Origin of the sequence: Protofrankia sp. CiT1 (assembly GCF_917627335.1) — a bacterium.
Lineage (GTDB): Bacteria > Actinomycetota > Actinomycetes > Frankiales > Frankiaceae > Protofrankia.
The window spans coordinates 29423-42270 of record NZ_CAKJTP010000003.1 but is presented as its reverse complement, the minus strand read 5'-3'; the positions used below and the strand labels follow the sequence as shown (position 1 = coordinate 42270).

Below are 12848 nucleotides of genomic sequence, written 5' to 3'. Positions count from 1 at the left end.
CCGACTGAACCATCACAAAATGGACGAGATGCTCTCTGAGACGCCGCGGGAGCGCGGCGAGGACGAGAGAGCGTGGTCACTGCACCCAAGGGTGTACCCAAGCCGGCTGACGTTGATGGACGAGCGCGAACACGGGCGGATGGCGAGCGCAAGGTCATGTCGACATGGCGGACGTCCACGGACGTTGGTGGACAAACCGCCCTCTTCTCTTAATCAGCAGGTTAGGGTACGAAAAACCCCAGCACCATACCTGTGATCGTGGCTTACAGCAGGCCATGCAGGTCATCGACGGTAAGACCCGTATCCCGGAGAATCGACCGCAGCGTACCGGGCCGGATATCACGGCCCCCGTGAACCGGGACAGTCGTCCTGCGCCCGTCCTCATGCTTCATGATGTGGTGGCTGCCATGGATCCGCGCCACGGCGAAGCCGGCCTTCTCCAGCGCCTTAACCACTTGAGCGCCGCGCAGCGCGGGGACCGCCGGCATCAGGCCACGCCGACCGTCACCGTCAGCTCGTCCGGTGCGCTGAACTCGGCGAACCAACCTTCCAGCGCCGTACGCAGATCCTCGATCGCCTCGCCCCGGGTCCGGCCCTCTCCGTTCGCCCCGCCGCCTGGGAGGGGCGCGTGCGCGCAGAACCAGCCGGTCTCGTCCTGCTCGACGGTATAAGGTACGTGAACCACCCGACTCATACCGTCTACAGTACGCCGGATGGCATCCGGATCAGCAGCGCATCCTATCGCCGGGTGGCCTGCCGGCGTGTTCGGCGTGGGTACACGGCAAGCGCTGCGCGCCGAGCCGCCGGATAACAAACTCAAGCGTGCTGTAGGCAGTGGTGGGATGGCCGCTGCCGCCTCGGTCAACAGCAGTCCCCGGCCCTCCGAGTTGCCGTGCAAGTGGGAAAATTTATGATAACGATGCCACTCGGCTGAAGGTTCTGATGATTTTCGTATTAGAAAAGACGATTTTTTGATGCGCTGGTCATAACGCGAACGTACCGGACTCTGTTGGCTAACTCATGGTGTTGATAGCGTCGCTTCCTGTAGGTGACGTTTTCTTGCATGAGGTGTGCCATGTCGATGACCGGACGAGACCGCGCCCAGGTACCCGCCCGAACCGCCGCGGTGGTCCGCGCGGCGTGCCCGAAGGGGACACGGGTGACCAGGCTGCGCGACGCCCTGGGACCGGTCTTCGTCGACGACGACTTCGCGGACTGGTTCGCCACCGAGGGCCGACCCGGGCTGCCCCCGGGCATGCTGGCGCTGGTCTGCGTCCTGCAGGCGATGGAGGACCTCACGGACCGGGATGCCGCCGACGCGGTCCGCACCCGGCTGGACTGGAAATACGCACTGAGTCTCGACCCGGAGCATCCGGGCTTCGACTTCTCCGTGCTGTCCGAGTTCCGCGACCGGCTCGCCCTCGACAGACGCGCGACATCACTGCTGGACACCCTGCTCGACCGAGCCCGGGACACCGGGCTGCTCAAGGCCGGCGCCCGGATGCGCACCGACTCCACCCACGTGCTGGCACGGATCCGCACGCTTAACCGCCTGGAAATGGTGGGCGAGACGGTCCGCGCCGCCCTCGACCAGCTCGCCGCGCTCGCGTCGGGCTGGCTACCGCCCCGGATCAGCCCGGAATGGGCCGAGCGCTACGGCGGCCGCCGGATTGACTCGGCCCGGCTGCCGGCCGGCAAGCAGGCCCGCGCGGCCTGGGGCGACCAGGTCGCCGCGGACGGCGCCGACCTGCTGGAGCTGGTCGAGGCTGACCAGGACAACGCGTGGCTGGCCGGCCTGCCGGCGGTGGCGACGCTGCGGGCGATCTGGGAGCAGCAGTGCGTCCGCGAGCGGCGGGGCCGCTGGCGGCTGCGCGAGGGCAGGATCACCGAGGGAGCCGTGCACATCGACTCCCCCCGGGATCCCCAGGCCCGCTGGTGCCAGAAACGCGACACCACCTGGAGCGGCTACAAGGTCCACCTCAGCGAGACCTGCGACGACGACGCCCCGCACCTGATCGTGCAGGCGGAGACAACCGTGGCGAGGACCACCGACCACGGCGCGCTCGGCGCGATCCGCGACGAGTTCGCCCGGCGGGGCCTGGCGCCAGGCGAGCTGTACCTGGACGAGGGGTACGTCACCGCGGAGGCCGTCGCCGCCGCGGACGACGACGGCACCGAGATCGTCGGGCCGCTGACCCGCGACTCGTCGGGGCAGGCCAAGGCCGGAGGCGGGTTCGCCCGCGACGACTTCGCCATCGACTGGGACGCGAGGACGGCCACCTGCCCGGCCGGCCGGCGCAGCGCCGCCTGGCACCACCGCGGCCACATGGCCGGCGACGGTGCGGCGATCGAGTTCGCCGCGGCCGACTGCCACGCCTGCCCGTTTCGTACCGACTGCACCAGGAGCGTCAGTGCCGGCCGTCAGCTCGTCGTCCCCTCCCGACGGCTCTACGAGATCCAGCGCCGTAACCGCACCGACCAGAACGATCCGGAGTGGAGGCAGCGCTACAGCCATCGCGCGGGCGTGGAGGGTGCCCTGTCCGAGGCGGCCCGCGCCTACGGCGTGCGGCGATGCCGCTACCTCGGGCTGGGGAAGACCAGGGTCCAGCACCAGTTGGCCGCCTGTGGCATGAACGCCGCGCGCATCGCGGACTGGATCGAGCGTGACAGCCAGCCCGCCCCCGCGAGATCCCAGACCAGATTCGCAGCCCTGTGCGCGACAGCGACGCAGAGTTAGCCAACAGAGTTCGGAGTGGACCCAGGATGATCCATATGTGTTCTGTGTGCTTCTATGATACAGATTCAGCAAAATTATATGGGGGGTAGATCTTACCACTACAATCTGGTTATCGTCTTGTGCCAGCCAGTGATCTTCGTGAGCTGTACTCAGCAAAACTGAGGGGGTTCCGCAGCGGGACTGGCGTATGACGGTCGTGAGCGCGATGTTCCAGGCTGAAGATCATGATCGGCCCGAGTGCCTGGCGCTCCTCGGGCCGGTCGTCATTTGTCGGGTCTGAGCGCGCGAAAGTCCGCGCCCACCATTCGGAAGGTCGGGCTCCGCTTCCGTCGAGCCGTGTAGCTCGACGCCGCTGAGCACCCGTTCGGATCGGGCGGGGCAGCCGGCGGCACCAGATCTGAGCTGGTGTACCGCCGGCTGCACAGCGCTCAGGAGCCAGCCGCGGCCTCGGCGTCTTTGGCACGGGCGCGCAGCGCGCGCACCAGGCCGTCGCGGCCCTCGACCAGGGCGCGGCGCAGAGCCGGCTGCGGGTCGTGCGCGGCGAGGTAGGCGTCCACCGCCGCCAGCGTGTCCGGTTCGATGATCGCGGATGGGAACAGCATCTGCGTAATCGTCTGAGCCGTGTCGAAGGTCCGGGTCTGCCAGATCCGCTCGATCTCGGCGAAGAAACGGCTCACATATGGTCGGGTCAGATCCTCCTGGCCGGGTATCCAGAAGCCGCCCATGGTCGCCACCAGCAGGTGGTTCGACAGCGTGTCGGAGTCCATCACCGCCGTCCACGCGGCAGCCTTCGCCTCGGCGGTGGGCCGGGCCGAGCGGGCGGTAGCGGCCCGCTTCTCGCCGGTCGCGGTGCTGTCACGGGCAAGTTCGTTCTCGATCTCGGTGACTCCGTACACGCCCCGCGCAACCAACTGGATGAGCAGGGTCCAGCGCAGTTCGGTGTCGAGGGCGAGCCCGTCGATGACATCGGCACCCTCGAAGATGGCGCGGACCCGGCTGACCTGGTCGGGCCCTTCCGCGTGGGCGAAGGTGGTCGCGTAGACCAGCTGCAGGTCGCTGCCGGGTGCGGCGGTGCGTAGCAGCGCCTCGGCCCGCGCGGACACGTCCCGAAGCGCGGCCGACCGGTTCGCGGGGTCACCGTAGGTGTCGATCGTGAGCTGAGCCTTGGCCAGCAGTGACTGCACGACTCCGATGTCATCCTCGGCGTCCACACCGGAGAGCACGAGCTTGACATAGTCCCGGGCGGCGAGCTCGGCGTCGCGGGTCATGTCCCAGGCCGCCGCCCAGCACAGCGTCCGCGGGAGCGATGCGCGGATCGCGCCGATCGAGTCGATCAACGTTGCCAGGGAGCGGTCGTCCAGGCGGATCTTGGCGTAGGTCAGGTCGTCGTCATTGATCAGAATCAGGTCTGGCCGGCGGGCACCGATGAGCTTCGGTATCTCGGTCAGCTCGCCGACGACGTCCAGCTCGATGCGCTCGCGGCGCAGCAGCGACCCGTCGGCGGCGCGGTCGTACAGGCCGATCGCCACCCGGTGCGGCCGCAGCGTCTGGCTCGCTGTGGGCGGCGACGACGCCGGCTCCTGCACCACGTCGAAGGCCGTGAACAACCCGGACGAGTCAGTCTCGAAGCGGGCCCGCAACGTGTTCGCCCCGGTGGTCTCCAGCCAGTCCGCGGCCCACACGGACAGGTCCCGGCCGCTTGCGTTCTCCAGTTCGTCAAGCAGGTCCCGCAGCGAGGTGTTGCCATACTCGTAACGGCGGAAGTAGGACCGCAGCCCGGCCAGGAACTCCTCCTGGCCCACCCATGCCACGAGCTGCTTGAGCACGGATGCGCCCTTGGCGTAGGTGATTCCGTCGAAGTTCGTCCGTACCGCCTCCATGTCGGTCGCGTCGGCGACGATGGGATGGGTGGAGGAAAGCTGGTCCTGCCGGTAGGCCCAGCCCTTCTCGGCGTTGGCGAACGTTGTCCAACCGTTGGTGAACCGCGTCGAGGAGACCTGGGCGAGCACCGACATGAACGTGGCGAACGACTCGTTCAGCCACAGGTCGTCCCACCAGCGCATCGTCACGAGGTCGCCGAACCACATGTGGGCCATCTCGTGCAGGATCGTCTCGGCCCGCCGCTCCCGGCGAGCCTCGGTGACCTTCGCGCGGAAGACGTAGTCCTCCAGGAACGTCACACAACCGGCGTTCTCCATCGCTCCGGCGTTGAACTCGGGGACGAAGAGCTGGTCGTACTTGCCGAACGGGTAACGGTAGTCGAACACCCGGTGGTAGAAGTCGAACCCGGCCTTGGTGATCGTGAGAATCTCGTCCGGGTCGAGGAACTCGGCCAGGGACTGCCGGCAGTACAGGCCGAGGTCGATCCCGTCGTGGTGGTCCCGGACCTCGTGGTAGGGGCCGGCGACCAGCGCGGTGATGTAGGTCGAGATGACCGGCGTGGCCTCGAAGAGCCACAGCGTCCGCCCGGAGCCGGAGTCCGTGGCCTCCAGCCGGCGTCCGTTCGAGATACACGTCCAGCTGGCCGGGGCCACCACCGAGAGCTGGAATACCGCCTTCAGGTCCGGCTGGTCGAAACAGGCGTACATCCGGTGGGCGTCATAGGTCTCGAACTGGGTGTACAGGTAGCCGGCACCGTCAACCGGGTCGACGAAGCGGTGCAGGCCCTCGCCGGTCTTCGAGTAGGCGCAGTCGGCCGCCACCTCAAGCTCGTTGACCTCCCGCAGATTCGCGAGGGTGATCCGGTTCCCGTCGTACACCTCGGCCGGGTCCAGGCGCTGGCCGTTGAGGGTCACCGCGCCGACAGCCGTGGCGATCAGCTCGATGAAGGTGGTGGAACCCGGCTCGGTACAGGTGAAGCGCACCGTTGTCCGTGAGGCGAACGTGGTGTCGCCAGTCGTCAGATCGAGGTTCGTCTCGTAGGAAGACACGTTGAGCAGCCGGGCGCGCTCACGCGCCTCGTCGCGGGTGAGGTTGTTGGCTGACACGCGGGTCCTTTCGAAGGGCCGGACAAGTGTCCCGCTCCGGGGCGAGGGTGGTGGACGCCGCGGTCCGCGACGACGGGGCTCCCAGTCTCCCACGTCCCAGCCGCCGGCCACGTCGGCTCCACCGGGCGGAGCCTGGTAACGGACAAACAGCTGTCCGGCGCACCCGCGGTCGGGTTTGATGCGGGCTTGGAACATTCGGGAGGCATGACCGGTCCAGGCGCGCCAGGTGCCGTGACGATGAGGGGGAGCACCGGTGAGGCGTGTTGCCGGCTTCGGGCGTTCTGGCCATCGGAGGGACCCGGAGCCCGCCGGCCCGCCCAGCTCGCTGGAACCGGAACCGCCCAGCTTGCTGGAACCGCCCGCGCCGGTGGGTATGCCCGGCCCGGTAGGCGTACCGCAGCGGCGGACACCCGCCGCTGCGGTCGATCCGCAGGTCCCGGCGGCGCTGCGGGTGGCCGCCGGCTGGTCCTGGCGCCTTCTCATCATCGGAGCGGCGATCTACATCCTGCTGCTGGCGGTCGGCCGGCTCCGTGTCGTGGTGATCCCAGTGATCGCCGGGCTGCTCATCAGCGCGTTGATCCGCCCGATCGCGGCGGCTCTGCGCCGGCACGGAGTGCCGAGGCTCGTGTCGTCCTTCCTGACCATCTTTGGTTTTCTGATCATTGTGGTGGGCGTGGGCGTGGGCGTCGGCTTCAACGCGGCTGATGAGTTCCCCAGTTTGTCCGACCAGGTCAGCAAGGGCGTGGAACAGGTCCGTGACTATTTACAGGACGGACCGCTGCATTTGTCGCAGAAGCAGCTGGACGATTTTACGAACGACATCACCCAGACGTTGGCGAACAACCGAGGCCGCCTTGTCTCGGGAGTGCTCTCCGGGGCCACGGTTGCGGCCGAGGTGGTCACGGGGCTTCTGCTCACACTGTTCTCAACGTTCTTCTTCGTCCACGACGGCGAGCGGATCTGGGACTGGATCGTCACCCGTTTCCCGCCCGAAGGCGAGGAACGGGTGCGCGGCGCGGGCCGGGAGGCATGGGCGACGCTGACCGGATACGTCCGCGGCACCATGTTCGTGGCGCTCGCGGATGCCGCGGGTATCACGATCGGGCTGGTGGTCGTCGGGGTTCCGCTCATCGCCCCGCTGGCCCTGCTGACCTTCCTGGGCGGGTTCATCCCGATCGTCGGAGCGACCGTGGCCGGCGGCGCCGCTGTTCTGGTCACGCTCGTCTCCAACGGCTGGGTGCCGGCTCTGGTCATTTTCGGGGTCGCGCTTGGGGTCCAGCAGGTTGAAGGTCATCTGTTGCAGCCGTTGGTGATGCGGCGGGCCGTGCGTCTGCATCCACTCGCGATCGTGATCTCCCTCGCCGCGGGTGGCGTGCTGGCTGGCATCCCCGGGGCGATCGCGGCTGTGCCGTTTGTCGCCGTGGTCAACCGGGTGGCCGGCTACCTCGCCCGGTCCAGGAGGCAGTCATCGGCTGCCGAGGGTTAGGGCGCCCGGCACCAGGACTGTCCGGCTCGCGCCCCAGGGCCGCGTGCATCCCGGACCGCGCGGCCTGGGTCACCCGGTCAAGGACCGTCCGGTGGACGGGCGCCAGGACGGATGCGCCGCGGGCGTCATCCGGCTGGGGCACTTTTCTCAGATCATCGGAGTGGGTGGGAGTAGCGACGCCCCGGGGCGGGCATCATTTCGTCCCATGCGCGTCCATCTCGGTTCTGACCACGCGGGCTTCCAGCTGAAGACCTCATTGATCACTCGACTGACCGATCTGGGCCACTCGGTTATTGACCATGGGCCTGTCGTCTACGACCCAGACGACGACTACCCGCCATATGTGATCGCGGCCGCCGCGGCCGTCGCCGGCGAACCGGACAGCCTGGGTGTCGTCATCGGTGGTTCCGGCAACGGCGAGGCCATCGCCGCGAACAAGGTCACCGGTGTGCGCGCCGCCCTTGTCTGGAGCACGGAAACCGCTCGGCTCGCCCGGTTGCACAACGACGCGAACATCGCGAGCGTCGGTGCGCGGATGCACAGCGTCTCGGTGGCCACCGGCTTCATCGAGGTGTTCCTCAACACGTCGTTCAGTGCTGAACAGCGTCATGTTCGCCGGCTCACCATGCTCGCGGCCTACGAGCGGTCCGGCGTGGTGCCGGTCGCGTCCGCGCGGCCTGCGCCCTGACCTGGGGTCTTGACCCGGGGCACCGACCTGCCCTCGTACGGCCGGGCGGGTCGCCAGGCCTGCCGTCGGACGCGATCTACTGTCGGCGTTGTGCCGGCGGGGCGGTGGCGGGGCCGGTCCAGGACCGCCGCCGAATCACGAGGGTGCGTTCGGCCTCGGCCAGGTCGTCGAGGCCGGGACGGGCGACGTCACGGGCTCGCATGGCCGTTCCCGGCGGCAGCCGGGAACGGCCAGCGCCGACCAGGGCACGCAGCCCGGGATCGTTCGTATCCCGTCGATGACCCGCCCGTTGGTTCTGATCGCTGCCGGAGCCGACTGGGCTCGGTGCGGCCGGCCCGTCGCCTCCGGCGGCTGTCCCGGTAGATCCGATCATCGATCGCTCCTGTTCAGCCGGGGACATCCCGGATCCAGCATGCGCCAGGACGGGGGCGGCTGCCGTGCTGGTACCTGGCGGCTGCCCGCCTGCCCCAGCCCCGCGGCGCCGCGCCCCTGTTGCCGGAGCCTCTTGTCACCGGGCGCTTGTGTCCGCGTGCCGCGTTGTTGCGTTGTTGCGCTGAAGCTTCCGGCCAGTGGTGAACTGGATGTGACGAGGTTCTGCCATGCTTGTTTCGGGTAGATGTCGGGGCGGGACACAACGCGGATCCCGCACGGCGATTTCGTGCCATTGGGTACTGGCCCCGGTATTCCGGCGGTAGCACCGATATCGGCTAGATGATTTGGGGCGGACCTGTTCTGGCTGCCTTGCGTTCTAACGCTGCTGGAGGTGCCCGTGGGTACGAGGGGTTCGGCCAGCAGGTATGATTACGGGCTTTTACGCGCCTGGGCTCTCGGGAGCGCCATGATGACCTGCCGGCAGCTGTCTCAGCCACCCGCCCGCGGCCGGATTCCCGCGGGCTGTGCGCGAACGGACGGCTCGCGGCGGTTCGTGGCTGTGCGTGCCCGGCACTCTTGGCAAAACGACCGGTTGACAACATACGAACAACAATGGTGTTGGCGGTGGAGGTCGTCGACTATCGAGGGGTGTTGGCGTGGGCGGATTCTCGTGTTGACTTTCGAGTGGCAGCTGTTTGCGGTCATGTCGATTGGTAATCGTTTGACTCTCAAGAGTGATCTGATGTGACGGAGTCCCACGTGTCGGATGTGCGTCGCAGTGACGTGTGGGTGGCGGGCGAAGGAAGCTGGCGTGCCTGCGAGAGGATGCCGGAGGTGTACGTGCCTCAGGCGGGTGCCGACCGGCGTGCGGGCGGGTGCGCTCGCCAGTCGTTGTCTCGAGTACGACGTCCGCCGCGAGATTCCCTCGGGCCGCCGAGTACGCAGGAAGAGCCGTGATCGTGTGCCATTCGGCCTACTGGGTAACCGAGAGTGAGGTTGGGATGGCGGTGGTCGGTTCGGGGATCGCGCCGGGCCCCCGGCGGCGTGCCGGCGGTCGGCCGAGTTTCACACCGTCGAGAAACGGTGTGCCAGCACAATATCCGACGGCGCTGCGAGCATGGTCTATTGCGTGTTACCGGCAGCCCCGGGCAACGCCGTCAAAGGATGGGTGGGCGAATGTACCGATACCTGCTGTCCATCCCGCGTGACCAGTACGTGCCGACAACCTGTTGGCGGCCGAACAATGGGCCCTCGGTTGGCCTTCGCCCGGTGAATAGCGATTCGGCGGCTTCGATCTCACCGGCGTGGCGATGCCGTATCGACCTTTCGGCCGGACTTATTCGGGCGGCACGAGGTGATTCGCGATCGACAGATGATTGTAACCGCCCGTGCCGTTGCCGACGCAGCTTGGGAGTGACTCTTGGACCACGTTCCCGTCAGTATCGTCATCCCCGCCTTCAACGAGGCGCACCGGCTCCCGGAGGCGTTGCCCCGGCTGGTGGCCGTCGTGGGCAAGCTTGCCGGCGCGGAGGTGATCCTTGTTGACGACGGCAGTACCGACCGCACGGCAGAGGTTGCCGAGAAGCTGCTGAGTGACCTGCCGCGAGCGCGTGTCGTGCGGCTTCCGTGGAATTCCGGTAAAGGCACCGCGATCCGTACGGGCGTCGCGATAGCGCGGGGCGCGTCGATCGTGTTCATGGACGCGGACATGGCCTCGGACGTCAACGATCTTCCGCTGCTTCTCGCGGCGCTCCAGGAGGCCGAGGTGGCGTTGGGGTCGCGCCGGATCGGTGACAGCGCGCTACGCACCAGCGGCCGGCGGATGGGGAGCTGGGCGTTCAACCAGATCACCCGTACGCTCGCGGGACTCGACGTCGCGGACACCCAGTGCGGCTTCAAGGCCTTCCGGCATGCCGAGGCGAAGCTGTTGTTCAGCATGTCGCGGTCCACCGGTTTCGGCTTCGATGTCGAGGTTCTCTCAATCGCGCGGTCCATGGGTTACCAGATCGCCGAGGTCCCCGTGCGCTGGTCGGAGATGGCCGGTGGGACCTTCCGTGTCACCAGGCACACCCCGGCGATGCTGGTCGACGTGTTGCGGGCCCGGCGCTACCGGCGGCGCCGCCCCGCCATGCCCACTCCGTTGCGCCTGCGAAGCGGCGAGGCGCAACCGTCGGTGGTCGCGCAGCCGGTGCCCACGCCGCTGGCCGCGGTGCGGCGGCCGGCTGTGGCGGCGGCCGGCAGCGACTCCCATCCCGAACTGACGGCGGAGGCATCCCGGGTCCCGGTCGCGCGCGTGATCAGCATGGGCGCGGGCGCTCTGGCGGCGGACGCCTGCGCGGCGGAGAAGCCCGGGTCGGTGAGGAGCGGGGGTGGACGGGACATCGGTCTACAGCCGACTCCGCGCGAGGTCGTATGAACTGTGCTCGACCGCGCGGTTCGGTTTTCCGGCGGCTGCGATGACGCCGGGGGCGCCGGAGCGGGTGGGCCGGGGGGCGTCACTGAGCCCGCGGCGCGGCGTGCCCGCGCCCGGCGGCCCCGGCCGCACGCCACGGTGGCCCATAGCGGTGATGGCTGCCGGTTTCATCCTACTGTGTCTGCTTCAGGCGCCCGGCAGGATCGCCGCGGATACCAAGATTGACTTGGCGGTGAATCCGCTCCGCTTCCTCGCGGGGAGCACTCATCTGTGGAGTTCGGCCTCGGATTTCGGCCTGTTCCCCAACCAGTACGTCGGCTACCTGTTCCCGATGGGCTCGTTCTTCGCCATCGGGAACGTGCTGGCCCTGCCACCATGGGTCACCCAGCGGCTGTGGATGGCGCTGATCCTGACGGTGGCGGCCTGGGGAGTGATCCGGCTCGCCGATGCGTTGCGTGTCGGTGACCGGGCGTCCCGGGTGGTCGGCGGACTTGCCTACTCCACATCGCCGTTTGTGCTGGGAAAGATCGGCTCGAGTTCCGTCGCGCTGACGGGGAGCGCGATGCTGCCGTGGATGGTCTTGCCGCTTGTGCTCGCGATGCGGCGGGATGCGCCCGGATCGCTCCCGCGGTTGTCGCCGCGGCGGGCCGCGGCGCTGTCCGGTCTTGCGATCTTCGCTACCGGCGGCGTCAACGCGAGTGTCATCCTGGACGTTCTGCTGTGTCCGGCTGTCGGGCTCATCCTGGCCGGGACCGACCGGCGTGCCTGGGCGCTGCGGGGCTGGTGGGTCCTGGCGGTGTTGCTGGCGACCGGCTGGTGGGTCCTGGCGCTGGGTGTGCAGAGGCGGTATGGGCTCAATTTTCTTCCCTATACCGAGACCGCCGGCATCACGACCGCCACGACATCGGTCGGCGAGGCTTTGCGGGGTGCCAGCGACTGGATGGCCTACCTGCGCCTGCCGAGCCCGTGGCTGCCCGCGGCGTCCGAGTACGTCACCACCGCCGCGGCGGTGATCGGGTCAGGCCTGGTCGCGGCGCTCGGTGTCTGGGGGCTTGCCCGCGCCGATCTGCCGTCCCGGCACTTTCTGGTGTTCACGTTCGGGATCGGAGTCGTTGCTGTCTGCGCCGCTTACCCCGGGCAGCCGGGAAGCCCGCTGGCTGGTACGGTCCGTGACCTTCTCGGCAGCCCGTTCGGCTTTCTCCGTAATGTGTACAAGTTCCAGCCGGTGATCCGGCTGCCGATGGCACTCGGCCTCGCCCATGCCCTGTCCGTCGCGGCCTCATGGCGGCTTCCCGACCGGGCCGCCGGTGCCGGCGGGGCTGGCGGGATCGCCCGGCGGAGTGCCGGCACCGGCGGGCGTGGCAGGGGGACCGGGCGGCGGGCTGGCCGGGCCGCGGTCGTCATCGCCACCGCTGCTTGTGTGATCACGGGAATGACCCCCGCGCTCGCGGGCACGATGACCCCCGCTGGATCGTTTCGTGAGGTTCCGGGTTACTGGGGGCAGGCCGCGGACTGGCTGGCGCGCAATCCGGCCGGCGGCCGGACCCTGGTGCTGCCGGGGACGGCGTTCGGCGAGTACGACTGGGGCCGCCCGCTGGACGAGCCGATGCAGTGGTTGGCACGGACACCCTGGGGGGTACGCAGCCTGGTCCCGCTCGGCGGGGTCGGAGTTACCCGGTGGATGGACGGGATCGAACGCCAACTCACGCTCGGGTCAGCGCCAGGGCTTGCCGAGGCGCTGGCCCGAGCCGGGGTCGGACAGGTGCTTGTCCGTAATGACCTGCAGAACAAGGACTGGGACGTACCGCCGTCATCCGAGCAGATCGACCGCGCGCTGAGCGGGTCCGGGCTGCGACAGAGCGCGGTGTTCGGCCCGATGCTCCCGGCTCGTTCCGCGGCGAAGGCCAGGCTGGTTCCGGCACTGCGCAATCCGGGCCTGCGGGTGCCCGCGCTGCAGGTGTGGACGCTTCCCGGTGGTGCCAGTCCGGTGCGGGCGTACCCGGCTGACACGGCTCTGATCGTCTCCGGCGGTGCCGAGGCGACCGTGGCGATGGCGGCGCAGCGGATCCTGCCCGACCAGGCTGTCGTGCTGGCCAGTGACCTGGCCGATCTCGGTGGGCACAGCGCTGTCTCGCTCGCGTCCGCCGTCGGTGTCGCGGGCGCCG

9 protein-coding genes are annotated in these 12848 nt (G+C 68.6%); 5 read left to right on the top strand and 4 right to left on the bottom strand.

Annotated features, from left to right (window positions below):
- Nucleotides 1-263: 263 nt before the first annotated feature.
- Entirely contained in the window at nucleotides 264-488 is a 225-nt protein-coding gene (locus tag MJ785_RS01170; RefSeq protein WP_239310919.1) for a type II toxin-antitoxin system HicA family toxin, read from the bottom strand.
- Nucleotides 488-694, bottom strand: a complete 207-nt coding sequence (locus tag MJ785_RS01165) for a type II toxin-antitoxin system HicB family antitoxin (protein ID WP_239310920.1) — start codon at nucleotides 692-694, stop codon at nucleotides 488-490. Before MJ785_RS01165 ends, MJ785_RS01170 begins: the two co-directional genes overlap by 1 nt.
- 387 nt (nucleotides 695-1081) lie before the next feature.
- Between MJ785_RS01165 and MJ785_RS01160 the strand changes: the two genes are divergently transcribed.
- On the top strand, nucleotides 1082-2737 hold the full coding sequence (locus MJ785_RS01160; protein ID WP_239310921.1) for an IS1182 family transposase: 1656 nt from the start codon (nucleotides 1082-1084) through the stop codon (nucleotides 2735-2737).
- Between the two features lie 428 nt (nucleotides 2738-3165).
- Here MJ785_RS01160 and pepN read toward each other — a convergent pair whose 3' ends face one another.
- A complete protein-coding gene (pepN, locus tag MJ785_RS01155; RefSeq protein ID WP_239379912.1) occupies nucleotides 3166-5724 on the bottom strand; it encodes an aminopeptidase N in 2559 nt (852 codons plus the stop codon).
- A 253-nt stretch (nucleotides 5725-5977) separates the two neighbouring features.
- On the opposite strand from pepN, the gene MJ785_RS01150 reads away from it, so the two are divergent.
- Nucleotides 5978-7210, top strand: coding sequence for an AI-2E family transporter (locus MJ785_RS01150; RefSeq protein WP_370652836.1), 1233 nt, complete (start codon nucleotides 5978-5980; stop codon nucleotides 7208-7210).
- Nucleotides 7211-7415: 205 nt separating this feature from the next.
- Nucleotides 7416-7898 (top strand): ribose-5-phosphate isomerase, encoded by a 483-nt coding sequence (locus tag MJ785_RS01145; RefSeq protein WP_239313188.1) that lies wholly within the window; start codon nucleotides 7416-7418, stop codon nucleotides 7896-7898.
- 76 nt (nucleotides 7899-7974) lie between these two features.
- On the opposite strand, the gene MJ785_RS01140 is transcribed toward MJ785_RS01145, so the two are convergent.
- Nucleotides 7975-8271: a hypothetical protein gene (locus MJ785_RS01140; RefSeq protein ID WP_239313184.1), complete on the bottom strand. Its 297-nt coding sequence runs from the start codon at nucleotides 8269-8271 to the stop codon at nucleotides 7975-7977.
- A gap of 1419 nt (nucleotides 8272-9690) precedes the next feature.
- Between MJ785_RS01140 and MJ785_RS01135 the strand changes: the two genes are divergently transcribed.
- Together MJ785_RS01135 and MJ785_RS01130 are read left to right on the top strand one after the other, a co-directional pair.
- Nucleotides 9691-10686 carry a dolichyl-phosphate beta-glucosyltransferase gene (locus MJ785_RS01135; RefSeq protein ID WP_239379911.1) on the top strand — a complete coding sequence of 332 codons (996 nt, stop codon included), beginning with the start codon at nucleotides 9691-9693 and terminating at the stop codon, nucleotides 10684-10686.
- A 151-nt stretch (nucleotides 10687-10837) separates the two neighbouring features.
- Nucleotides 10838-12848 (top strand): alpha-(1->3)-arabinofuranosyltransferase family protein (locus tag MJ785_RS01130; RefSeq protein WP_239379910.1); only part of this gene is annotated, 2011 nt, incomplete at its 3' end.